Genomic DNA, 23,550 nt, shown 5'->3' with positions numbered 1-23,550 from the left:
GCTGATCCGGCCCTTTTTTGTTGCCCAAAAATGAGGCAACAGGGTATAATCCGATTTTCCGCTACGGCAAGCGCGACAGCAGCACCTCCGGTACCAGCCCCCCGCAAGAACGGGACCTCACAGGTTGAAGGGCCACCTCCCCGCAAGGACTGCACACCAAATGTTCGCCCAAACAACTTGCTGTGGAGCCTGACGGGCTTGAGACACCTCTCAAGTCCGACAGACTCCTGAATGCCCAGCCGTCCGGCGCGGGCATTTTTTGTGCCTGTAGTCCGACCGCTGTCGGGCGTCAGGAACCCAAGTCTGTTGAGGAAAGTTTCACACCGGGGGAGTTCGCCATGCCTGCTCAAAAGTCCAGCAAGACTGCCAAAACCGTGACCCCGCCCAAAGCGGCAGCCAAGGCTGCCGTCCGACCGCCGGTCAGGAAGACAGCCAGCAACCAGCTTGAAAAACCCGGAAAAACCGCCATCTCCAGACCAGTTCCTGGCAAAAAAGATGCAGCCAGCAAAGCGCCCCTGAAATCTGAAAAGCCTGTCAAGAAAGTGTCCCCTGTGCCGACCAAGTCACCCGCCTCCACCGCCAAACCTGCTGCCAAAAAAGAAGCCGAACTGAAGGTCACCCCGACCGCAGCCGGCACCGACGTGCCCGTGAAAAAGAAACCCGGTCGCCCGCCGAAAAACCCCGCTGCCGCAGTGGAAGCCGGCGGCGCCAAGCGCGGCCGCAAGCCCAAGGTGGCCATCAAGGGTGACGGCGACGAGGACATGTCCGACATCGAGGACGATCTGGTCGGCGAACCGGTGGTGGAAACGACCGAAAAGGTCAAGCCGCTGCGCATGAAGATCAGCAAGGCCAAAGAACGTGCCTTGATGAAAGAGTTCGGCCTGGACGAGACCGTCCTGTCCGAAGAAGACATGGCCAAGCGCCGTGCACGCCTGAAGGCGCTGATCAAGCTCGGCAAGACCCGCGGCTACCTGACCCACGGCGAAATTTCCGATCACCTGCCCGACAAGCTGATCGACGCCGAGACGCTGGACGCGGTCATCGTCACCCTGAACGACCTGGGTGTGGCCGTGTACGAGCAGACGCCTGACGCAGAAACCCTGCTGATCACCGCCAACGCGCCCGCCGGCTCCACCGAAGAAGAGGCCGAGGAAGCCGCCGAAGCCGCCCTGTCCACCGTGGACAGCGAATTCGGCCGCACCACCGACCCGGTCCGCATGTACATGCGTGAAATGGGCACGGTCGAGCTGCTGACGCGTGAAGGCGAGATCGAGATCGCCAAGCGCATCGAGGGCGGCTTGATGAAGATGATGGAAGCCATCTCCGAAAGCCCGGCCACGATTGCCGAGATCCTGCGCCTGGGTGAAGACATCCGCGAAGGCAAGGTGGTCATCTCCACCGTGGTGGATGGTTTTTCCAACCCCAACGAAGCCGACGATTACGTGGCCGAGGAAGACTTTGACGAGTTCGACGAGGAAGACGACGACGACGGCAAGGGTGGCTCCAAGGCGCTGACCAAAAAGCTCGAAGAGCTGAAGAAGGAGGCGCTGAGCCGCTTCGACACCATCGCCTCCCTGTTCGAAAAAGTCCACAAGACCTACGACAAGGAAGGCTGGGGCACTCCCGCCTATACGAAAGCACAGAAAGCCCTGAGCGACGAGCTCATGACCGTGCGTTTCACCGCCAAGACGATTGAAAAACTCTGCGACCTGCTGCGCGGCCAGGTGCTGGACGTGCGCAAGAAAGAGCGCGAGTTGCGCCGCATCATCGTCGAGAAATGCGGCATGCCGCAGGAAGTCTTCATCAAGGACTTCCCGCCCAACCTGCTGAACCTGAAATGGGTCGAGAAACAGGTGGCTTCCGGCAAGCCCTGGTCGGTCATCATGGCGCGCAACATTCCGCCCATCCAGGAACTGCAGACTAAGCTCGGCGAGCTGCAGGCCCGCGTGGTGGTGCCGCTCGGCCAGTTGAAAGACATCAACAAGCGCATGAACGAAGGCGAGACCAACTCGCGCGACGCCAAGAAAGAGATGATCGAGGCCAACTTGCGCCTGGTGATCTCGATCGCGAAAAAGTACACCAACCGCGGCCTGCAGTTCCTGGATCTGATCCAGGAGGGCAACATCGGCCTGATGAAGGCGGTCGACAAGTTCGAATACCGCCGCGGCTACAAGTTCTCGACCTATGCCACCTGGTGGATCCGCCAGGCGATCACGCGTTCGATCGCCGACCAGGCCCGCACCATCCGCATCCCGGTGCACATGATCGAGACCATCAACAAGATGAACCGCCTGTCGCGCCAGCACCTGCAGGAGTTCGGCTTCGAGCCCGACGCCAGCATCCTGGCCGAGAAGATGGAGATTCCCGAGGACAAGATCCGCAAGATCATGAAGATCGCGAAAGAGCCGATCTCGATGGAAACACCGATCGGCGACGACGACGATTCGCACCTCGGCGACTTCATCGAGGACAGCGCCAACACCGCACCGCTGGAAGCAGCCATGCAGGCCGGCCTGCGCGATGTGGTGAAAGACATCCTCGACAGCCTGACACCGCGCGAAGCCAAGGTGCTGCGCATGCGTTTCGGCATCGAGATGAGCACCGACCACACGCTGGAAGAAGTCGGCAAGCAGTTCGACGTGACGCGTGAACGCATCCGCCAGATCGAAGCCAAGGCGCTGCGCAAACTCAAGCACCCTTCGCGTTCGGACAAGCTGCGCAGCTTTATCGACACGCTGTAAGCGCCCTGACTCCTTGCCGCGCAAGCGGCACGGCAACCCAACGCCCCGGCCCGCCCACAGCGGCTCGGGGCGTTGTTTTTGGTGCATTGAATGACCTGCAGCCCACATGGGACGGACCTGGAGCGCTTCATAACTAATAGCGCCCTGCTCCGCGCAAGCGGCCTTCGCCTGCGCCGCCCCACACCCTACACTTGGCGTTCACCGAACTCGTTCACCAAACTGCCATGAGCGCTGCACGACATGTCTGAATCCACCGACTTCCTCATCATCGGCGGCGGCATCGCCGCCGCCTCCGTCGGCTACTGGCTGGCGCCGCACGGCCGCGTCACCCTGCTCGAGCGCGAGCCGCAGCCCGGCTACCACTCCACCGGCCGCTCGGCCGCGCTGTTCATGGAGAGTTATGGCACGCCCCAGGTGCGCGCCCTCACCATGGCCAGCCGGGCCTTCCTGCAGTCGCCGCCGCAAGGCTTTGCCGAACACCCGCTGCTGGGCCCGCGCGGCGCCATGATGGTGGCCACCCACGGGCAGGAGGCGCTGCTCGCCGAACACTGGGACATCCTGCGCGCCATGGCGCCGCATGCGCAGCTGCTGGACAGCGCAGGCGCCTGCGCCAGGGTGCCTGCGCTGCGCCCCGGCAAGGTGCTGGGCGCGGTGTACGAACCCGACGCCGCCGACATGGACGTGCATGCCATCCACCAGGGTTATCTGCGCGGGCTGCGCCATGCCGGTGGCCGCGTGGTGTGTGATGCGGAAGTGACCGCGCTGGCACGCGTGGGCGGCCTGTGGCGGGCGCAGGCGGGCGGCCATGTGTACAAAGCGCCCGTGGTCCTCAATGCTGCTGGCGCCTGGGCCGACGTGGTCGCCGCCCTCGCCGGCCTGCCCGGCATCGGCCTGGAGCCGCGGCGGCGCTCGGCCTTCATCTTTGCACCGCCCGGGAACGTCGCCACCAGCGGCTGGCCCATGACCGGCGGCGTCGCCGAGGACTGGTACTTCAAACCCGACGCCGGTATGCTGCTGGGCTCGCCGGCCAATGCCGACCCGGTGGCGCCGCATGACGTGCAGCCCGAGGAAATGGACATCGCCCTGGCCATCCACCGCATCGAGGAGATGACCACGCTGTCCATCCGCCGGCCCACGCGCACCTGGGCCGGGTTGCGCTCCTTCGTCGCCGACGGCGACCTGGTGGGCGGCTTCGATGCACACGCGCCGGGCTTCTTCTGGGTGGCGGCCCAGGGCGGTTACGGCATCCAGACCTCGGCCGCCATGGGCGAGACCTGCGCCGCGCTGGCGCGCGGCCTGCCCGTTCCCGGACGCGTCGCCGCCCTTGGCCTCACGGCCGCCATGCTCAGCCCGTCCAGGCTGGGCAGGGCGACCTGATCCACGACTCGTCCGGCGTCGCCAGCGCCATCCTGCCGGAGGCCGACCCCCAGCCGGGGCGCGGCGCTGGCCGGTGCGGCATCAGGCTGAGGCTTTCAAGCCAAACAGGCCATCAGCCCTTGCAGATCATGCGCTGGCAGCTATCAATAAAGTAGCAAATGCGATCCGTGGAATCCGCTCAGGCGGCAAACTCCTCGGTATCGACTTCGCTGGCACTCTGCGCGCTGTAGCGGTGACCGGTGACGGTGCGCTGGTTGACCAGCGCTTCCAGCCTGGCCAGCAGGCCGGCGTCCAGCCGGACGTTCACCGCGCCGAGGTTGTCGTGCAGATGCTCGACGCTGGTGGTGCCGGGAATCGGGACAATGTGCGGCGCCTTGTGCAGCAGCCAGGCCAGCGCGAGCTGGGCCGGCGTGCAGCCCGCCTCTAGCGCCAGGGCCTTGTAGGGCGGCAGCAGTTGGAGGTTGGCCGCGTAGTTGTCGGGTGCAAAACGCGGCATGGCGCTGCGGATGTCCTTGGGCTGGAGTGTGCCGACGTCGTGCAGCGCATCGCACAGAAAGCCGCGTGCCACCGGGCTGAAGGCCACAAAGGCCGCGCCCAGTTCGCGGCAGGCGTCGAGCACCGCGATCTCGGGGTTGCGTGTCCACAGCGAATACTCGGTCTGCACGGCCGCAATGGGGTGCACCGCATGGGCCTTGCGCAGTGTGGCGGCCGACACTTCGGACAGGCCGATGGCCCGCACCTTGCCCGCGCGCACCAGTTCCGCCATGGCACCCACACTGTCCTCGATCGGCACCGTCTTGTCCCAGCGGTGCAGGTAGTAGAGGTCGATCACATCGGTCTGCAGGCGCTGGAGGCTGTCTTCGCAGTTCTTGCGGATGGCCTCGGGCCGGCCGTCGATCACGCGTTTGACGCCGTCCTCAAACTGCACGCCGGCCATGCCGCCCTTGCTGGCCAGCGTGAAGCGGCTGCGGTGTCTGGAGAGCACCTTGCCCACCAATGTTTCGTTGGCGCCGAAGCCGTAAAGCGCTGCGGTATCGAACAGCGTGACGCCGGCATCGAGCGCGGCCAGCAGCACGCGTTCGCCCTGCTCCGCCGACGGCGGCGCACCGTAGGCGTGGCTCAGGTTCATGCAGCCCAGGCCGATGGCCGAAACGTCGAAGGGGCCGATGCGGCGGGTTGGCAGGGAGGTGGGCATGGCTTACTTCAGCTGCTGTTCCAGGTCGTGCAGCACCTGGTAACACGGCAGCACCTTGGCGACGCTGGAATTGGGTTCACGGCCCTCGCGGATGGCGGCAAAAAACTCGCGGTCCTGCAGCTCGATGCCGTTCATGGACACATCGACCTTGCTCACGTCGATTTTTTCTTCCTTGCCGTTGAACAGGTCATCGTAACGCGCGATGTAGGTGGCGCTGTCGCCGATGTAGCGGAAGAAGGTGCCCAGCGGCCCGTCGTTGTTGAAGGACAGGCTCAAGGTGCAGATGGCGCCGTTGGCCGCCTTGAGCTGGATGCTCATGTCCATGGCAATGCCCAGCGCCGGGTGAATGGGGCCCTGGATGGCATTGGCTTTCACGATGGGGCTGCCGCACTGGTAAGCGAACAGGTCCACCGTGTGGGCCGCGTGGTGCCACAGCAGGTGGTCAGTCCAGCTGCGCGGTTGGCCCAGTGCGTTCATGTTGCTGCGGCGGAAGAAGTAGGTCTGCACATCCATCTGCTGGATGTTGAAGCGGCCCGCCGCAATTTCCTTGTGCACGTACTGGTGACTGGGGTTGAAACGGCGGGTGTGGCCGCACATGGCGACCAGCCCGGTCTGCTTCTGCAGGGCGACCACGTCCTGGGCGCCCTTCAGGGTATCGGCCAGCGGAATCTCCACCTGCACGTGTTTGCCCGCCTTCATGCAGGCGATGGACTGCTCGGCATGCATCTGGGTCGGCGTGCACAGGATGACGGCGTCCACCTCCTTGAGCGCCAGGCTGTCGGCCAGGTCGGTGCTGACGTGGGCGATGCCGTATTTGGCAGCGACTTCTTTCGTCTTTTCCAGGTCACGGCTGATCAGCGAGACCACTTCGACACCGTCGATGTTCTTGATGCCGTCGAGGTGTTTGATGCCGAAGGCACCGGCGCCTGCCAGGGCGACTTTGATGGTTTTGCTCATTTACTTGTTCTCCAGAATCAGGTGGCCCACCGCCGTATTGCTGGCGGGCACATGGTAAAAGCGGTGGGCGACCTTGGGCGCGGGGCCGCCGGCCACGTCGGACATGGCGCCTCGGGCGATCAGCCACATCACGAGCTCTATCCCTTCGGAACCGGCTTCGCGCACGTAGTCGATGTGTGGCTTGCCGGCCAGGCCTTCCGGGTCGGCAATCAGCTGGTCGAGGAAGGCGTTGTCAAATTCCTTGTTGATCAGGCCGGCGCGCGGGCCCTGCAGCTGGTGGCTCATGCCGCCCGTGCCCCAGATCTGCACATTGAGCGGCTTGTCAAAACTCTCCACCGCCTTGCGAATGGCCTTGCCCAGCTCGAAGCAGCGCCGTCCCGACGGCACGGGGTACTGCACCACGTTGACGGCAAACGGAATCACCGGGCAGGGCCAGGCCTGCGGCTGGCCGCACATCAGCGACAGCGGCACGGTCAGGCCATGATCCACGTCCATCCTGTTGACGATGGTCAGATCGAAGTCCTGCTGGATCACCGACTGCGCAATGTGCGCGGCCAGTTCGGGGTGGCCGATGACCTTGGGCACAGGGCGCGGACCCCAGCCCTCGTCGGCCGGCGTGAACTCGGCCGCGGTGCCGATGGCGAAGGTCGGAATCATCTCCAGGCTGAACGCCGTGGCGTGGTCGTTGTAGACCAGGAAAATCACGTCGGGCGGGTTGTCCTTGAGCCACTGTTTGGAGAAGTCGTAACCCCTGAACACGGGTTGCCAGTATGGCTCGCCGCTTTTGCCCAGGTCGAGGGCCGCGCCGATGGCGGGCACGTGGGAGGTGTAAACGGATGCGGTGATTTTGGCCATGTTCAGGAATTCCGGGTTTGGCCGGCTCGGCCTTGAGGTTGGTGCTGGGCCTGCGCGCTCCCGTCTTCACCGACGACGCGGTTGCCCTCGACGGAGCGGCCGCCGCCAATCATCATGTCGCGGTACTCCTCTTCGGTCATACCGGTCATGCTGCCTGCCATCTGCTGGAAGCTCTTGCCGTCGGTCGCACCGATCTTGGCAAGAAAGTAAATGTTGCCGCCGGCCTTGATGCAGCGATTCAGGTCACGCGCCAGCACCGCCTGCTTCTGCTCCTCGGTCATCGACCACTCGTCGAGGTAGGCGCGTTCGTTGGCCTTGAAGCGCTCGCGGTTGGCGGCCTTCATCAGCGACATGCAGAACTGGTTCAGGTGGTAGCCCAGGCGGGATTGCTCGGCATCAAAAATGGTGGTGCCGGGGACGTCGAGGTAGGGTTTTTCGAGTGACATGATGGTTTGCCTTAACCGTTCTCTCCGGGCCTGTCGAAATGGGCTTCGACAGGCTCAGCCCGAACGGGTGCGGGTTCTTAACTCCAGTACAAGCGGGTCGGGTTGTCAACGAGCAGCTTTTGCTGCAATGCGGGCGTGGTGGCGATATGGGGAATGTAGTCCACCAGCAGGCCATCGTCGGGCATGTGGTTTTTCAGGTTGGGGTGCGGCCAGTCGGTGCCCCAGAGCACACGGTCGGAAAAGGTCTCGACCAGGCGCCGGGCAAAGGGCACCACGTCGCGGTAGGCGTTTAGCTCGCCGTTCAGGGCCGGCGGGCCGCTCACGCTCAGCCGCTCGGGGCAGCTGACCTTGCTCCAGATGTTGTCGTGCTCGCGCATCATCTTGACGAACAGCTCGAACTCGGGGCCGTCCACCGGCTTGGTCACGTCGGGCCGGCCCATGTGATCGACCACCACCGTGGTCGGCAGCGCGGTGAAAAAGTCGTACAGCTCGGGCAGGTCCTGCGCCTCGAAATACACCACCACATGCCAGCCCAGGGGCGCAATGCGGTTGGCGATCTCCAGCAACACCTCACGCGGCGTGAAGTCGGCCAGGCGCCTGACAAAGTTGAACCGCGTGCCGCGCACGCCGGCTTCATGCATGTCCTGGAGCTCGGCGTCGCTCACGTTGCGGTTGACGGTGGCGACGCCGCGCGCCTTGTTGTTCGAGTGACGCAGGGCATCGACCAGCGCACGGTTGTCGCTGCCGTGGCAAGTGGCCTGCACAATCACGTTTTTGTCAAAACCCAGGTGGTCGCGCAGGGCAAACAGCTGGTCTTTGGACGCGTCGCACGGCGTGTACTTGCGCTCGGGCGCATAGGGGAACTGCGCGCCCGGACCAAACACATGGCAGTGCGCGTCCACCGCGCCGGCGGGCAGCTTGAAGCGGGGTTTGGCGGGGCCGGCATACCAGTCGAGCCAGCCAGGCGTCTTGGTGAATTTCTGGGTCATCTTGATCGCTCTCAGTCAGGTTTGATGTTGGCTTCGCGCACCAGCTTTTCGTAGCGCTGACGCTCCGAGCGAATCAGGGCGGCAAACATCTCGGCGCTGCCTGGCAGAACCTCGCCGCCGACAGCCGTCATGCGCTCACGCACCTCTTTGGTCTGCAGGGCTTTCTGCACCTCGGCGTGAAGCCGGGTCACGATGGCCTTGGGCGTCGCGGCCGGCGCCACCAGGCCGTACCAGACCGAGGCTTCAAAACCGGGGAAGCCGGACTCGGCAATGGTCGGCACGTCCGGAAAGATGGCAGAACGGTTGGTGCTGAGCACCGCCAGCACCTTGAGCTTGCCGCTCTTCACATGTGGCTGCACTTCCAGTGCATTGACAGCCACCAGCGGCAGCTGGCCGCCGATCACATCGGTCAGCGCCTGCGAACCGCCACGGTAGGGAATGTGCAGCAGGGAGATGCCCGCCGCACGCTTGAAGAACTCCACCGCCATGTGCGGCGTGGAGCCGTTGCCTGGGCTGGCGAAGGAAATGCTGCCCGGCTTGGCCCTGGCGGCGGCGATCAGCTGCTGGATGCTGGCATAAGGGGCGCTGGCATTGGCGGCAATCACCACCGGCACGCGGCCAATCAGCGACACCGGCACCAGGTCGCGCTCGGCATCGAAAGGGGCGGGCTGGTACAGCGCCATGTTGGCGGCCAGGGCATTGGCCGCCATCATCAGGGTGTAGCCATCGGGCTCGGCCGCGATGACCGACTTGACGGCGATGTTGGTGCCGGCCCCGGGCTTGTTTTCCACCACAAAGGTCTGGCCCATGCTGGCCGACATGGCCTGGCCCACGGTGCGGGCCACGGCGTCCACAGCACCGCCGGCCGAGTAGCCGACCACAACCTTGACGGGTTTGGCGGGATAGGACTGGGCCGACGCCAGCAGCGGGAAGGCGCCGGCAAGCGCGGCCACGGCAAGCGCCATGGACAGCCTGCGCGACAAACAAGGGGTTGCAATGAACATGGGAATGACCGGGTTAAACAGGCTATTGATAAAAAAACAGAAGGGAAAAAGCGTCTCAGTCGATGTACTTGAGGCCGGCCTTGGCCAGCGGTTCACGCATGTTGTACATGTCCAGGCCCAGCACGCCCGCGGCGAGCCTGGCGCGTTTTTCGCCTTCGTTGGCTTCACGGGCTTCGGCGGCGTCGGCCACCTTTTTCACCCACTCGGCCGGCACCACCACCACGCCGTCGTCGTCGGCCACCACCGCGTCGCCGGGGTTGACGCTCACGCCCGCGCACACCACCGGGATGTTCACCGAGCCCAGCGTGGCCTTGATCGTGCCCTTGGCGCTGATGCCCTTGCTCCAGACCGGAAAGCCCATTTCCTCGAGTGTCTTGACGTCACGCACGCCGGCGTCGATCACCAGCGCCCGGGCGCCGCGCGCCATGAAGGACGTGGCCAGCAGGTCGCCAAAGAAGCCGTCGCAGTTGTCGGCGGTGAGGGCCGCCACCACGATGTCGCCGGGCTGGATCTGCTCGGCCACCACATGCATCATCCAGTTGTCGCCGGGGTGCAGCAGCACGGTCACCGCGGTGCCCGACACCTGCGCGCCACGGTAGATGGGGCGCATGTAGGGCTTCATCAGCCCGACGCGGCCCATCGCCTCGTGCACGGTGGCGGCGCCCAGGCGGGTCAGCCGGTCGACGGCGGCCTGGTCGGCGCGCACGATGTTGCGTTTGACAATTCCCAGTGTGGTCATGATTCGTATCTCCGTCAATTAAAGGCTTTTGGCCTTGAGGCGCGCGTCAAGGCGCGGAAACACACGGCGCACATTGGCCTCGTAGATCTGGTGGCGGTCGTCGGCGCTGAGGATCTTGCTGGCCTCGATGTAGCGCTTGGTGTCGTCGTAGTAGTTGCCGGTTTCGGGATCGATGCCGCGCACCGCGCCAATCATCTCGGAGGCAAACAACACGTTTTTCACCGGGATCACCGTGTTGAGCAGGTCGATGCCCGGCTGGTGGTAGACGCAGGTGTCGAAGTAGATGTTGTTGAGCAGGTGCTCGGACAAGAGCGGCTTTTTCAGCTCCTGCGCCAGGCCGCGGAAGCGCCCCCAGTGGTAAGGCACGGCGCCGCCGCCGTGGGGAATCAGAAAGCGCAGCGTCGGGAAGTCCTTGAACAGGTCCGAGGTCAGGCACTGCATGAAGGCCGTGGTGTCGGCGTTCAGGTAGTGCGCGCCGGTGGTGTGAAAGCAGGCGTTGCAGCTGGTACTCACATGGATCATCGCGGGGATGTCGTACTCGACCATCTTCTCGTAGATCGGGTACCAGTGTTTGTCGGACAGCGGCGGCGAAGTCCAGTGGCCGCCCGAAGGATCGGGGTTGAGGTTGATGCCGACGTTGCCGTAGTCCTTCACGCATTTTTCCAGCTCGGCAATACACGTGGCCGGATCGACACCGGGCGACTGCGGCAGCATCGCCACCGGCACGAAGTGGTCGGGGAACAGCTGGCTGACGCGGTAGCAGAGCTCGTTGCAGATGGCCGCCCAGGTGGACGAGACATTGAAGTCACCGATGTGATGGGCCATGAAGCTGGCGCGTGGCGAAAACAGCGTGATGTCGCTGCCGCGCTCTTTCATCAGACGCAGCTGGTTGGTCTCGATCGACTCCCGCAGCTCGTCGTCGCTGATCTTCAGCTCAGCCACCTTGGGCATCATGGCCGGGTCCTTGATGCCGGCGATCTGCCGGTTGCGCCACGCTTCCAGCGCCTTGGGCGCCGTGGTGTAGTGGCCGTGGCAGTCGATGATCAATGATTTTTTCATAAAGGTCTCCTGGGAATGCAAGGGGGTGTCTGTCAGGCGGCCGGGTCCATGCCCTGGCGGCGCTTGGCCTCGGCGGCCTGCGGCGTGTTCATGAACGCCAGCATGGCGCGCACCGCTTCTGCGTGGCGGGTGCCGGTGCAGACGCCGGCAGAAAAAGTGGTGATGATCTGGATCGCCGGCGGCAAGGGGCCCAGCACGGTGATGCCCTCCAGGTGCATCAGCTCGCTCAGTTGCTGGAAACCCAGCTCGACCTCGCCGCGCGCCACCAGCGAGCCGACCGGCATGCCCGGCGGCGGTGTGACGATGCGGCTCTGGATCTCGCCGGCGATGCCCCAGCGCTCGAACAGTCCAGCCAGCGCCACGCCGCTGGGCCCGGTCGAGTAACTGATGCTGCGCGCGGCGCGCACGGCCTCGCGCAGCGCGTCCTCCGTCGCGATGTCGGGCCTGGGCGCACCGGCGCGTACGGCAACGGCCACGCCCGAGCGGACCAGATCCACCCTGCTGCCGGCCAGCACATGGCCGGAGGCGATCAGCTTGTCGATCGCGTCGGACGCGAGGATCACGACATCGAAGGCCTCGCCGGCCTGCACGCGCCGGGCCGCATCGACGCCGCCCACCGATTCGATGGCCACGCGGCAGCCCGATTGCTGCTCGAAAGCCGTCACCAGATCGGCCAGCACCAGGCGGGTGGCCATGGAGGAAATGCCCTTGAGGTCGGTCGTCATGGCAGTCGGTCAGCGTGGAGGGTCATGCCATTGATTGTGACCATGGCCCTGCCGCCCGCAAGGCAGGGCGGTTTCTAGCTGATATAACATATCGGCATTGATCGACGCCTGTTATATCCATTCAGGACAACGCCCCCTTCCCCTCATGGACCTCAAGCAGCTTGAATATTTTGTGCGCGTGGCCGAACTCGGCAGCTTCACGCGCGCCTCCATTGCGCTGGACATTGCCCAGCCGGCGCTGAGCCGCCAGATCCGCCTGCTGGAAGTGGAGCTGCGGCAGAACCTGCTGACCCGCAACGGGCGCGGCGCCATTCCGACGGAAGCCGGCAAGCTGCTGCTCAAGCACGGGCGCGGCATCCTGCACCAGGTAGAGGTGGCCCGTGAAGAACTGGGCGCCGCCCGTGGTGCCCTGGCCGGACGGGTGTCCATCGGCCTGCCGCCCAGCCTGTCCAAACTCATCACGGTGCCGCTCACCCGGGCTTTCCGCCAGCAGCTGCCGCATGCCCAGCTGACGCTGACCGAGGGCTTTTCCGTGCTGATGCACGAGGGCCTGCGTGTGGGCAACCTCGACATGGCCGTGCTCTACAACTCCGAGCGTTCGCCCGAGCTGGACATCACCACGCTGCACACCGAAGAGCTGGTGCTGATTTCCCCCCGGACCAGCATCAAGCCCGGTGCTGCGAAAAAAGGCAAGGCAGGCAAGCGGCAGCCGATCAGCCTCGCCGAGGTGGCCGAGCTGCCGCTGATCCTGCCCAGCCGCCCGAACGCCTTCCGTATCCTGATCGAGAGCGAAATGATCACGATAGGCCGCAAGCCGCAGATCACGCTGGAGGTGGACGGCCTGAACGCCATCCTGAGCCTGGTCAAGGAGGGCATGGGCCATGCCGTCTTGCCAAGCTACACGCTGAGCAACGTCCATGATCCCGAGCCCTTCCTGCTGCGCAGCATCCACTCCCCGCGCATCATGAGCGAGCTGATGCTGGCGCGCTCCTCGCGCCGCGCCAGCACCGACACGCAGAAAATGGCGATCGAGGTGGTCAAGGCGGTGGTGGTCGAGGCCATCAAGCCTTACGCCTGACCTTGACCGGACCCTTTGCTCCTGGACAGGCGCCCGCGGTCCCTGGAACTTGTCGCCAGTGCAATCACCGGCGCCAAAGCGCTGAGGCTGTCACGCTGGGCTACGGCGCCTTCGGCACAGCGGCCAGCAAGCGGTCCGCGTAGTCCTGCCAGCGGGCGTCCTTGCCAAGGCCGGCAAACACGCCGGCCCTGGCCTGGTCGGCCACCCACTGCTGTTTGTCGGCAATGGCCGACGCCATGAAGGCCTCGAAGCCGCCGCCGGCCTCGCGCACGGTGTTGGCCGCTTCGCGCATTTCCTCGGCACGGCGCTGGCCGTGCTGCACCACGCGGCTGAAAAAGTAGGCCCCCTGCTTTTCCCAGTCAATGCTGGGGAAGGTTTCTGCCAGCGTCGGCAACACATGGTCCTCCACGCCGTAGGCGCGGGCCGTGGTGTAACTCTCGATCACCAGCGCCTCCAGGCCCTTGATCATCACGCTGCGGCACATCTTGATGGCGCTGGCCACACCGAGCTGTTCGCTGACCGCCTTCGCATCCATGCCCCAGTCCGCGAGCACGCCGGCCAGTTCGGTCGCACGCGCGCCGCCCAGCAGCATGGGCACCCGGATGCCGTAGGGCGGCACCGAGGTCATCACCCCGGCTTCGACATAGTGCCCACCGGCGGCGGTGATCAGGGCCGCGGCCTGCTGCTTGGTGCCGGGTGACGCGGAATTGAGGTCCAGAAAAACCGTGCCACGCCGGACATGGGCGGCGGCCGCCTGCGCCACGGCCAGCGTGTTGGACGCGGTGACGGCCGAGATGACCAGGTCGGCCCGCCCGCACAACTCTGCCATGGACGTACACGCCGCCACACCGGCCTGCGCCGCATGGGCGCGCTGCGCGTCACGCAGGGCCGGCACCTCGAAGGCGAGGTCCCAGGCGCTGATGCCCGCCACCTTGTCCTTGAGGTCGGCGGTGAAAATCTTGCCGACCTCGCCATAACCAATCATGCCGATATGTTGGAACTTCACGAATGTTTCTCCTGTGCTTGATCGGTCCGCCCCGTCGCCGCTTCGACTGCGTCCCTACTGTGTCGGAATCCTGGCGCGCCTGATCACCTCGCCCCAGCGCCTGGTTTCACCGGCCAGCAGTTCGGCGGCCTGTTCGGGCGAACTGCCGCGCGCTTCGACGTTCAATTCGGCCAGCTTCTTGCGGACCTCCGGCGCGTTGACGGCGGCCACCACCTCCCGGTTCAGCCGCGCAATCACGCCGGGCGGCGTTTTGGCCGGCGCGGCCAGCGCGTTCCAGCTGGACGCCAGAAAGGTGGGTAGGCCGCTTTCTTTGGCCGTCGGCACCTCGGGCAGCACGGCGGCACGTCTGTCGCCGGTGACGGCCAGCGCGCGCAGGGCCCCGGCCCGGATCTGCGGCAGGATGGGGCCGAGGATTTCCACCGCGGCGTCGATCTGGCCGCCACGCAAAGCCGTGACCACCGCCGGCGTGCCGTTGAACGGAACAATCTGCACATCGGCGCCGGAGCTGATCTTGAACAGCTCGGCTGCCAGGTTTTGCGTGCTGCCGATGTTGATACTGCCAAGGTTGAGCTTGCCGGGATTGGCCTTCGCAAAAGCCAGCAAGTCGCGCAGGGTCCTGAATTTCGAATCGGCGGGGGTGACCACGGCGATGTCAAAAAACCCCAGCGTGGAGACCGGCGCGAAGTCGCGCAGCGCATCAAACGGCAGCGACTTGAACAGGCCCGCACTGACCGCCGTGCCGTTGGACATCAGCAGCAGGGTGTGGCCGTCGGGCTCGGCCCTGGCCACCATCTCGCCGGCCACCACGCCGCCGGCGCCGGGCTTGTTGTCGACCACCACGGGCTGGCCCAGCGACTCGCTGAGTTTTTGCGCCACCGTGCGCGCGGTCAGGTCGGCCACGCCGCCGGCCCCAAAGGGCACCACGATGCGGACCGGCTTGTGGGGAAAGGTCTGGGCCGCGGCCGGCAGGGCCAGCACCAGGCAGGCCAGCAGGCTGCCGGCCAGGCGTTGAAAAATCATGGTGTCCTTGCGATCGTTGGCATCGCGCCATTTTGGTCCATCCGGCGGCGCGGCCGGTGCCGGCCACGGGTTGCGCCGGCAGGGCCATGAATCAAAAGCGGCTCCAGCCCATATACAACATGCGCAACCAGTTATCAATTCAATAGCGAATCAATAGCGATTCAAGGTCAACGTGCCACGCCCAGCAGCTGCTCAAGCAGCTGCGGCTGGTCAAGCAACTCGTCCGCCGTGCCGGCATGCACCACTGTCCCGCGGTCCAGCACCACCGCGCTGTCGGAGATTCTCAGGATCGCCTGCGGATGCTGCTCGACGATGATCGCCGACAGCCCCTCGTCCCGCGTCACGCGGCGAATCGCCAGCAGCAGCTCCTCGACAATGATGGGCGCCAGGCCTTCAAGCGGCTCGTCGAGCAGCAGCAGGCGCGGGTTGAGCACCAGCGCGCGACCGACCGCCAGCATCTGCTGCTCGCCGCCCGACAGCTGCGTGCCCAGGTTGCTCTTGCGTTCGCCCAGGCGCGGGAACATCTCGTACACCCGGTCCGGCGTCCAGCGGCCTGGCCGCGCCACCGCGGTCAGGTTTTCATGCACCGTCAGCGACTTGAAGATGTTGCGCTCCTGCGGCACCCAGCCTATGCCGGCGGCCGCGCGTTCATGCGGGGCCATCTTGTGCAGCGCCTTGCCCGCCAGCAGGATGCTGCCGCCGTGTTGGCGCGTGGCGCCGGCCAGCGTGTTGATCAGCGTGGTCTTGCCGGTGCCGTTGCGTCCCAGCAGCGCCAGCGTCTTGCCTTCGGCCAGCGACAGCGACACACCCTGCAGCACCACCGCCTCGCCGTAACCGGCGCTCAGACCTTCGACCTTCAGAAGTTCAGTCATGCGGATGTGCCCCCACGCTTTCGGCTGGCGCCGTTGCGCTGCCCCCCGAGGGGGCGTTCGCGCCTTGGGGCGGCCCGGCGTCGCGATCTCCCGCTTCCTCGCCATGGCCCAGATAGACCGCCTTGACTTCGGGATCATTGGCAATCTGGTCCGGGTCACCTTCGGTCAGCACCGTGCCGTTGACCAGCACCGTCATGCGTGTGGCAAAGCTGAACACCAGGTCCATGTCGTGTTCGATCAGCAGCACCGACACGTCGGCCGGCAGGGCCGCCACGGTTTGCAGCAGCTCCTCGCGTTCGCCGGCCGGTACACCAGCCACCGGCTCGTCGAGCAGCAGCACGCGCGGCTCGCAGGCCAGCGCAATCGCAATTTCCAGCAGCCGGCGTTTGCCGTAGGCCAGCACGCGGGTCGGCTGGTCCCTCATCTCGGTCAGGTGAAACTGCTCCAGCAGTTGCGCGCAGCGCTCGCTCACCGCGGCGTTGCGACCCAGCGCCTGCCACCAGCGCAGGCCCAGGCCCTGGTGTTGCGACACCGTCAGCGCCAGCGTCTGCAGCGGCGTCAGGGAGTCGAACAGCTGGTTGATCTGGAAGGTGCGCACCATGCCGCGCTGCACGCGCTGGTGCGGCGCCAGTTGAGTGATGTCTTCGCCAAGCAGGGTGATGCGCCCCTCGGTCGGCTGCAGCACCCCCGTCAGCAAATTGATCAGCGTGGTCTTGCCGGCCCCGTTCGGGCCGATCAGCGCGTGGCGCGCGCCTTTTTGCAGGTTCAGCGTAACGTTGTTGGTCGCCGTGATGCCGCCAAAACGCATCACCAGGCCGCTGGCCTGAAGCACGGTCTGTGTCATGCGCCGCCCCGCTTCCTGAACCAGGTCCAGGGCCGCAGCAGGCGCTCGCGCCCAACCAGCACCAGCACCACCAGGAACAGGCCGATCCAGAAGGTCCAGTATTGCGGCGTGATGCTCGACAAGGTGTCCTGCATCAGCTTGAACACCACCGCGCCGACAATGCCGCCATAGAGCCAGCCGACACCGCCGACCACCAGCACCAGCATCACGTCGGCCGAGCGGTGAAAGTCGAACACGTCGAGCGAGGCAAAACCGGTGGTCTGCGCCAGCAAGGCCCCCGCCGCACCGGCCACCCCGGCCGACACCGTGTAGACCAGCGCCAGCCGCGAATGCACCGGAATGCCGATGGCCATGGCGCGCAGGCGGTTGTCCCGAATCGCCATCAGCGTGGCGCCGAACGGTGAATGCACCAGGCGCCGGGCCAGCACAAAAAACACCAGGCCGATGCACAGCGAGTAATACGCTGCGGTGCGGCCGGACAGGTCGAACTCGAAGGTGCCGAGCAGCGGCCCCATGAGCACACCCTGCAGGCCGTCGGCACCGCCGGTCAGCCAGTCCAGCCGGTTCGCCAGCTCCATCAGGATCAGGCCCATGCCCAGCGTGACCATCAGCCGCGTCAGGTCGCTGCCACGCATGATGGTCAGGCTGCAGATCGCCCCCAGCAGGGTCGAGACGCCGATCGCAAAGGCCAGGCCGACCAGCGGATCGGGCATCACGTGTTTGGCGAACAGCGCCGCCGCATAGGCGCCCATGCCGAAAAATGCCGCATGCCCCAGCGAAACGATGCCGGTGTAGCCCAGGATCAGGTCCAGCGAAATGGCAAACAGCGCCACGATGGCGATCTCGTTGATGATCAGCGCGTGGCTGGACAGCAGCAGCGGCGAGGCAAAGGCCAGCAGCCACAGCACCGGCTCCCAGGGCTTGAGGCGCGAGCTGTGAAGCAGGGATTTTTGGGTCGCGTTGCTCATCACTTGCCCCCCTTGCGCACAAACAGACCTTGCGGACGCCAGATCAGGATGACGATCATCAGGCTGTAGACGATGAAGGCGCCGAGCTTGGGCATGTAGTACTTGCCCGCCACGTCGGCAATGCCCAGCAGCAGCGCCGCCAGCAGCGGCCCGGTGATGGACGAGGTGCCGCCGACGGCGACCACGATCAAAAAGTAAATCATGAATTTCAGCGGAAAGGTCGGGTCCAGCCCCAGCACTTCGGCGCCCAGCGCGCCGCCCAGGCCGGCCAGGCCCGAGCCGACGGCAAAGGTGGAGAGAAACACCACATTGACATTGATGCCCAGACCGGCGGCCACACGCTGATCGTCGACCGAGGCGCGCAGGCGGCTGCCGAAACGGGTACGCGCCAGCACGTACTGCAGCGCAACCGTCAGCGCCGCACACACGGCGATGATGAACAGCCGGTAGTGCCCCATGCCCAGCACCCAGGCGCCGCTGCCAAGCTCGGTGCGGCCGCGCAGCCAGTCGGGCAGCTGGATGATCTGCTGGGTCGAACCCATGAAGTAGTCCATGCTGGCCACGGCCATGAAGGTCAGGCCGATGGAAAACAGCACCTGGTCCAGGTGGGGCTTGGCATACATGGGCCGGTACAGCGTGCGTTCCAGCAGCCCGCCCAGCAGCGCGGCGCCCAGGAAAGCCAGCGGCAGGCACAGCAGGAAAGGCACACCCAGGCGCTGCATCAGCAGCACCGTGATGTAGCCGCCTACCATGGCAAACGCGCCATGCGCGAGGTTGATGAAATTCATCAGGCCCATGGTGACCGCCAAGCCGACCGCGAGCACAAACAGCAGCATGCCGTAGGCGATGCCGTCGAAAAGAATGGTCAACATGTTTTGGCCGGATAGTCAGAAGCTGCTTGAAGGAGGCCATTCCAGGAACGCCGCGGAACCGGCTTTGCCGGGCCGCAGGCGTTGCTCCCTGCAAGGGGGAAACAGGCTACACGCAGTGAGCCTGGATGGGGGTGTGCCACTATTTCGTCTTGCCCGGGTCTTTCACGTCCTTGATCGTTTCGAACTCGACGTTGTAGAGCTGGCCGCCGACTTTTTCGACCTTGCGGATGTAGACGTTCTGCACGATGTCGCGGGTCTGCGCGTCGATGAACACCGGGCCGCGCGGGCTCTCGAAGACCTGGCCCTTCATGGCGCCCAGCAAGGCCTCGCCGTCGCCTTTGCCCTTGGTGGTTTTCAGGGCTTCGTAGATCACGCGCATGCCGTCGTAACCGCCGACGGCCATGAAGTTGGGGCGCAGGCCCTTGTTGGCCTTGCTGAAGGCGTCCACAAACTTCTGGTTCAGCGCCGACTTGTGTGCCGCCGAGTAATGGTGCGAGGTCACCACGCCCACCGCGACTTCGCCCATGTCGTTCAGGATGTCGTCATCGGTCACGTCGCCGGTGGCAATCAGCTTGATGCCGACCTTGTCGAGGCCGCGTTCGGCGAACTGCTTCATCAGCGCCGAGCCCGCGCCCGACGGCACAAAGGCAAACACCGCGTCGGGCTTGGCGTCGCGCACTTTCTGCAGGAAGGGAGCGAAGTCCGGGTTGCGCAGCGGCACCCGCACGGCCTCGACCACGGTGCCGCCGTTGAAGGTGAAGCGGTCCTTGAAGGTGCGCTCGGCGTCAATGCCCGGGCCGTAGTCGGAGACCAGGCTCACCACCTTCTTGATGCCGTTTTTCGGCGCCCAGTCGGCAATGCCGACGGTGACCTGCGGCAAGGTGAAGCTGCTGCGCACGATGTAGGGCGACGCCTGCGTGATGCTGGACGTGGCCGCCGCCATCACCACCATCGGTGTCTTGGACTGCGTGGCCAGCGGCGCGGTGGCAAAAGCCAGCGGCGTCAGGCCGAAACCGGCCAGCACGTTGACCTTGTCGTTGACGATCATCTCCTGCGCCAGGCGCTTGGTCACGTCGGGCGTGCCGGTGTCGTCCTTGATGATCAGCTCGATCTTCCTGCCGGCCACGTTGTCGCCGTTTTGCGCCATGTAGAGCTTGGCCGCCGCTTCGATCTGGCGCCCGGTCGAGGCGAAAGGACCGGTCATGGGAAGAATCAGGCCGATCTTGAAGGTGTTGGTCTGCGCCACAGCGCCGCCGGCGGCCAGTGTGGCGACGGCCAGGGCGATGGTGCCGAGAAAGATTCGTTTTTGCATGGTCTCTCCAGAGGGTTCAAAAAGGGGACGTTCAACAGGTCACCCGCGACTATCCCCCGCTGCGGGCAGATGCGCAAGATGGATTTCAGCCTTGCAGTTATAGCAAATATGCATATCGAGAACGCGCTGCACCACCCCGCCCGGCAACGCGCCGACGATAGCGCGGCGCATCGCGCATGCGGCACGCCACGGACGGCCTGCCGGACAAATATACTCATCAAATCGTTATCAAACGAAACCTTCTCATGATCTACCACAAGGGAGTTTTAATGACCCGTCGTCTTTCGCAGGCCTGGCTCGCTGCGCTTCTCACCATGGCCGCCCTGGCGGCAGCGCCCGCGCACAGCGCGGACATTGTTCTGGGCCAGATCGGCCCGTTCACCGTGATTCCGGTGCCCGACGCACCGGAAATCAACCAGGGCATCAAGGCCTATGTGAACGAAGCCAACAAGCAGGGCGTGCGCGGCCGCAAGATCAGTTTCTTCGAACTCGACGACCGTTATTCGGCCGACGGTTTCGTCGAGCAGCTCGGCAAGGCCATGGACAAAAAACCGGTCGCCCTGCTCTCGCCGATCGGCTCCAACGCGCTCAAACGCCTGCTCGACGACAAACTGCTGGACCAGACCGACGTTGTGATCATGAACGCCATTCCCGGTGCGGAGAGCTTCCGTGCGCCCGGCCATCCCAGGCTGTTCCACATCCGCGCCGGCGACAAGCAGCAGATCGAAAAAATGGTCCACCACTCGCGCACCATCGGCATGACAAAGCTGTCGGTGCTTTACCAGGACCTGCCGATAGGCACTTCGGGCATGGCGGTGGCGCAGGAAGCGGCCGGCAAGGCCAGCGGTCTGGAGCTCAAGGGTGTGAAATCCGCCACCGACGCGCCGGCACTCGCCGCAGCCAGCAAGCAGATAGGCGCACTCGGTGGCCAGGGCGTGCTGGTGCTGGGTGCGCCGCGCTTCATGGCCGACGGCGTGGCCGCGCTGCGCAAGGCGGGCGTCTCGCAATCGATCTTCGTGCTGTCCTATGTGCCGGCGGGGCTGATCGTCAAGCTCGCCGGCGTCGAAGGTGCGCGCGGCGTGGGCATTGCACAAACCTATCCCAACCCGAACGGCCGCACGCTGCCGGTGCACCGCGACTTCCAGGCCGCGATGAAAGCCGCCTTCCCCGACCTGAAGGAATACACCTCCTTCCACCTGGAGGGCTACCTCTCCGCCCGGACCGTGGGCGAGGCCCTGAAGCGCAATACCGAAAAAGAGCCGACCGCAGCGGGCCTGGCCAAAACCCTGAAAACCATGGGTGAGCTGGACTTCGGCGGCTTCCGCGTCGACTTCAGCAAAAGCAATGTCGGCAGCAATTTCGTCGACATCGGCGTCATCGGCAGCGACGGCAAGCTGCGCTACTGAGCTTGCGGCTGGGCGCAGGCGCGGGCCCTCAGCCGCGCTTGCGGATCAGCCGCACACCGGGCATGCGCTCCAGGTCCTGGCTTTGCATGGCCGCCAGCAGGTTGCGCTGGGCGATGCGCGAGTGCTCGCGCATGATGGCTTCGGCGCGTGCGCCTTCGCGCCGCTCGATGGCGTCCAGCACCTGGCGGTGCTGGTCCTGCGCCACGATCAGCATGTCACGCGCCTGCGGCGAGTTGGCCTGCGCCACGACAAAGCCCGAGGGTGAGGCAAACGGCAGGTTCACGACGCGCTCGAGTTCACGCGTGATCACCGTGCTGCCGGCCATCTCGCTGAGCAGGTTGTGAAAGCGCTGGTTCAGCGTGACGTAACGCAGGAAAGACTCGTCGTCCAGGGCCGGCTGGCTCAGCACGCCGTCGATCTGCCCGAGACAGGCGCGCGCCTCGGCCAGCACCGCGGCGGCCACCCCGCGTTCGGCCGCCAGCCGCGCTGACAGCCCTTCGAGCGTGCCGCGCAGTTCAATCGCCTCGGACACATCGCGCTCCGAAAACGTGCGGACGGCATAACCGCCGTTGACCAGCCCTTCCAGCAGGCCCTCCTGCTCCAGCCGCATCAGCGCGGCGCGAATCGGCGTGCGCGACACCCCGAGCTTTTCAACAATGGCCAGCTCGGCAATACGCGCGCCGCCGGGCAGCTCGCCGGCCAGAATCATTTCGCGCAGCCGCAGCTGCGCCTTGACGGTCTGGGAGGCACCCGGCTCCTGCGCTTCGGCGGCGGCCAGGGAAATGGTTTTGTCGTTCATTGGAACTCTTGATGTATACAGTCAGCGCCTACTAAGGCCAATTTTCAGGCTATTGAACGCGAATTTTGCTAAATTTCAAGTCCAATGTATACAACAAATTCATTTTTTTGCATAATCGCCGCTTGAGATGTCCAGCCGATCCAGGCGGACAGCATCGCCAAAAACATCTCCACCCCCTTCCCTGCCCTCCACCCCTCTTCCTTCCGGACAAGCGTCATGTTTCCCAAAAACACCTGGTATGTTGCCTGCACTCCCGCCGAAATCGACGACAAGCCGCTGGGCCGGCAGATCTGCGGCGAGAGAATTGTTTTTTACCGCGGCCCCGAAGGCAAGGTCGCCGCGATGGACGATTTCTGCCCGCACCGCGGCGCGGCCCTGTCGCTGGGAATCGTCTGCGAAGGCAAACTGGTCTGCGGCTACCACGGGCTGGTGATGGAATGCGACGGCAAGGTGGCCTCCATGCCCGGCCAACGCGTGCAGGGTTTCCCGCGCAACCGCAGTTTCCCGGTGGTGGAGCGCCACGGCTTCATCTGGGTTTGGACCGGTGACGAAAAACTGGCCGATGAAAGCAAGATCCCCCACCTCGACTGGGCCAACAACCCCGAGTGGGCCTATGGCGGCGGCCTGTACCACATCCACTGCGACTACCGCCTGATGATCGACAACCTGATGGACCTGACGCATGAGACCTATGTGCACACCACCAGCATCGGCCAGAAGGAAATCGACGAAACCCCCGTCACCACCAAGACCGAGGGCGAGAGCGTGGTGACCAGCCGCTTCATGGAAAACGTGATGGCACCGCCCTTCTGGCGCGCCAACCTGCGCGCCAACAACCTGGCCGACGACGTGCCGGTGGACCGCTGGCAGGTCTGCCGCTTCACGCCGCCCAGCCACGTCCTGATCGAAGTCGGCGTGGCCCACGCCGGCAAGGGCGGCTACCACGCCGACCCGAAAGACAAGGTCAGTAGCATCGTGGTGGACTTCATCACGCCCGAAACCGAAACCTCGATGTGGTATTTCTGGGGCATGGCGCGCAACTTCAACCCGAAAGACAAGGCGCTCACCGCACAGATCCGCGAGGGCCAGGGCAAGGTGTTTGCCGAAGACACCGCGGTGCTGGAGGCACAGCAGCGCAACCTCACGCTGTTCCCGCAACGCAAGCTGCTGATGCTCAACATCGACGCCGGCGGCGTGCAGTCGCGCCGCATCATCGACCGCCTGATTGCGCAGGAACAGGCGCCGGCCCCCGCCGCAGCCCCAGCCCAGCAGCAGGCCGCCTGACC

The 23,550-nt window shown here is 65.0% G+C and carries 23 protein-coding genes; 5 read left to right on the top strand and 18 right to left on the bottom strand.

What is annotated here, in order from left to right:
• Positions 1 to 346: 346 nt before the first annotated feature.
• Positions 347 to 538 (bottom strand): hypothetical protein, encoded by a 192-nt coding sequence (locus B7G52_RS23970; protein ID WP_240523301.1) that lies wholly within the window; start codon positions 536 to 538, stop codon positions 347 to 349.
• 4 nt (positions 539 to 542) lie between these two features.
• On the opposite strand from B7G52_RS23970, the gene rpoD reads away from it, so the two are divergent.
• Positions 543 to 2,741, top strand: a complete 2,199-nt coding sequence (gene rpoD / locus B7G52_RS03180; RefSeq protein ID WP_240523300.1) for an RNA polymerase sigma factor RpoD — start codon at positions 543 to 545, stop codon at positions 2,739 to 2,741.
• Between the two features lie 240 nt (positions 2,742 to 2,981).
• Complete coding sequence (locus B7G52_RS03175) at positions 2,982 to 4,118, top strand: FAD-binding oxidoreductase (protein WP_096696212.1); 1,137 nt, start codon at positions 2,982 to 2,984, stop codon at positions 4,116 to 4,118.
• Positions 4,119 to 4,296: 178 nt separating this feature from the next.
• On the opposite strand, the gene B7G52_RS03170 is transcribed toward B7G52_RS03175, so the two are convergent.
• The 9 genes from B7G52_RS03170 to B7G52_RS03130 all read right to left on the bottom strand — a co-directional run bounded on the left by B7G52_RS03170 (position 4,297) and on the right by B7G52_RS03130 (position 12,087).
• Positions 4,297 to 5,313 (bottom strand): aldo/keto reductase, encoded by a 1,017-nt coding sequence (locus B7G52_RS03170; protein ID WP_371328990.1) that lies wholly within the window; start codon positions 5,311 to 5,313, stop codon positions 4,297 to 4,299.
• 3 nt (positions 5,314 to 5,316) lie between these two features.
• Positions 5,317 to 6,270, bottom strand: a complete 954-nt coding sequence (locus B7G52_RS03165; protein ID WP_096696211.1) for a Gfo/Idh/MocA family oxidoreductase — start codon at positions 6,268 to 6,270, stop codon at positions 5,317 to 5,319.
• Positions 6,271 to 7,125: a class III extradiol dioxygenase subunit beta gene (locus B7G52_RS03160; RefSeq protein ID WP_096696210.1), complete on the bottom strand. Its 855-nt coding sequence runs from the start codon at positions 7,123 to 7,125 to the stop codon at positions 6,271 to 6,273.
• Positions 7,126 to 7,127: 2 nt separating this feature from the next.
• Complete coding sequence (gene ligA / locus B7G52_RS03155) at positions 7,128 to 7,571, bottom strand: protocatechuate 4,5-dioxygenase subunit alpha (RefSeq protein ID WP_096696209.1); 444 nt, start codon at positions 7,569 to 7,571, stop codon at positions 7,128 to 7,130.
• Positions 7,572 to 7,648: 77 nt separating this feature from the next.
• A complete protein-coding gene (locus tag B7G52_RS03150) occupies positions 7,649 to 8,560 on the bottom strand; it encodes an amidohydrolase family protein (protein ID WP_096696208.1) in 912 nt (303 codons plus the stop codon).
• Positions 8,561 to 8,571: 11 nt separating this feature from the next.
• Complete coding sequence (locus B7G52_RS03145) at positions 8,572 to 9,543, bottom strand: tripartite tricarboxylate transporter substrate binding protein (RefSeq protein ID WP_371328989.1); 972 nt, start codon at positions 9,541 to 9,543, stop codon at positions 8,572 to 8,574.
• A gap of 76 nt (positions 9,544 to 9,619) precedes the next feature.
• Positions 9,620 to 10,303 carry a 4-carboxy-4-hydroxy-2-oxoadipate aldolase/oxaloacetate decarboxylase gene (ligK, locus tag B7G52_RS03140; protein ID WP_096696206.1) on the bottom strand — a complete coding sequence of 228 codons (684 nt, stop codon included), beginning with the start codon at positions 10,301 to 10,303 and terminating at the stop codon, positions 9,620 to 9,622.
• 18 nt (positions 10,304 to 10,321) lie between these two features.
• A complete protein-coding gene (locus tag B7G52_RS03135; RefSeq protein WP_096696205.1) occupies positions 10,322 to 11,350 on the bottom strand; it encodes an amidohydrolase family protein in 1,029 nt (342 codons plus the stop codon).
• A 44-nt stretch (positions 11,351 to 11,394) separates the two neighbouring features.
• On the bottom strand, positions 11,395 to 12,087 hold the full coding sequence (locus B7G52_RS03130) for a substrate-binding domain-containing protein (protein ID WP_240523299.1): 693 nt from the start codon (positions 12,085 to 12,087) through the stop codon (positions 11,395 to 11,397).
• Positions 12,088 to 12,232: 145 nt separating this feature from the next.
• On the opposite strand from B7G52_RS03130, the gene B7G52_RS03125 reads away from it, so the two are divergent.
• Complete coding sequence (locus B7G52_RS03125; RefSeq protein ID WP_096696204.1) at positions 12,233 to 13,165, top strand: LysR substrate-binding domain-containing protein; 933 nt, start codon at positions 12,233 to 12,235, stop codon at positions 13,163 to 13,165.
• A gap of 100 nt (positions 13,166 to 13,265) precedes the next feature.
• Here B7G52_RS03125 and B7G52_RS03120 read toward each other — a convergent pair whose 3' ends face one another.
• The 7 genes from B7G52_RS03120 to B7G52_RS03090 form a co-directional block, all read right to left on the bottom strand.
• Positions 13,266 to 14,171, bottom strand: a complete 906-nt coding sequence (locus tag B7G52_RS03120) for an NAD(P)-dependent oxidoreductase (protein ID WP_096696203.1) — start codon at positions 14,169 to 14,171, stop codon at positions 13,266 to 13,268.
• A gap of 54 nt (positions 14,172 to 14,225) precedes the next feature.
• Positions 14,226 to 15,191, bottom strand: a complete 966-nt coding sequence (locus B7G52_RS03115) for a tripartite tricarboxylate transporter substrate binding protein (protein ID WP_096696202.1) — start codon at positions 15,189 to 15,191, stop codon at positions 14,226 to 14,228.
• Positions 15,192 to 15,358: 167 nt separating this feature from the next.
• Positions 15,359 to 16,063, bottom strand: a complete 705-nt coding sequence (locus tag B7G52_RS03110) for an ABC transporter ATP-binding protein (RefSeq protein ID WP_096696201.1) — start codon at positions 16,061 to 16,063, stop codon at positions 15,359 to 15,361.
• Positions 16,056 to 16,907: an ABC transporter ATP-binding protein gene (locus tag B7G52_RS03105; protein WP_240523298.1), complete on the bottom strand. Its 852-nt coding sequence runs from the start codon at positions 16,905 to 16,907 to the stop codon at positions 16,056 to 16,058. The genes B7G52_RS03110 and B7G52_RS03105 overlap by 8 nt, the downstream gene beginning before the upstream one ends.
• Entirely contained in the window at positions 16,904 to 17,875 is a 972-nt protein-coding gene (locus B7G52_RS03100) for a branched-chain amino acid ABC transporter permease (RefSeq protein ID WP_096696200.1), read from the bottom strand. The genes B7G52_RS03105 and B7G52_RS03100 overlap by 4 nt, the downstream gene beginning before the upstream one ends.
• On the bottom strand, positions 17,875 to 18,747 hold the full coding sequence (locus B7G52_RS03095) for a branched-chain amino acid ABC transporter permease (RefSeq protein ID WP_096696199.1): 873 nt from the start codon (positions 18,745 to 18,747) through the stop codon (positions 17,875 to 17,877). Before B7G52_RS03095 ends, B7G52_RS03100 begins: the two co-directional genes overlap by 1 nt.
• 139 nt (positions 18,748 to 18,886) lie before the next feature.
• Positions 18,887 to 20,059: an ABC transporter substrate-binding protein gene (locus B7G52_RS03090; RefSeq protein WP_096696198.1), complete on the bottom strand. Its 1,173-nt coding sequence runs from the start codon at positions 20,057 to 20,059 to the stop codon at positions 18,887 to 18,889.
• A gap of 269 nt (positions 20,060 to 20,328) precedes the next feature.
• Here B7G52_RS03090 and B7G52_RS03085 point away from each other — a divergent pair, with 269 nt between their 5' ends.
• Positions 20,329 to 21,465 carry an ABC transporter substrate-binding protein gene (locus B7G52_RS03085; protein ID WP_240523297.1) on the top strand — a complete coding sequence of 379 codons (1,137 nt, stop codon included), beginning with the start codon at positions 20,329 to 20,331 and terminating at the stop codon, positions 21,463 to 21,465.
• A gap of 28 nt (positions 21,466 to 21,493) precedes the next feature.
• Here B7G52_RS03085 and B7G52_RS03080 read toward each other — a convergent pair whose 3' ends face one another.
• Positions 21,494 to 22,264, bottom strand: coding sequence for a GntR family transcriptional regulator (locus tag B7G52_RS03080; RefSeq protein ID WP_096696197.1), 771 nt, complete (start codon positions 22,262 to 22,264; stop codon positions 21,494 to 21,496).
• Positions 22,265 to 22,480: 216 nt separating this feature from the next.
• Between B7G52_RS03080 and B7G52_RS03075 the strand changes: the two genes are divergently transcribed.
• Positions 22,481 to 23,548: an aromatic ring-hydroxylating dioxygenase subunit alpha gene (locus B7G52_RS03075; RefSeq protein ID WP_096696196.1), complete on the top strand. Its 1,068-nt coding sequence runs from the start codon at positions 22,481 to 22,483 to the stop codon at positions 23,546 to 23,548.
• Positions 23,549 to 23,550: the final 2 nt, after the last annotated feature.

The sequence above is a fragment of the Polaromonas sp. AER18D-145 genome (assembly GCF_002379095.1).
GTDB lineage: Bacteria > Pseudomonadota > Gammaproteobacteria > Burkholderiales > Burkholderiaceae_C > Polaromonas.
Note: the sequence above shows the minus strand (reverse complement) of the source record. Positions and strands in the feature narration are given on the sequence as shown.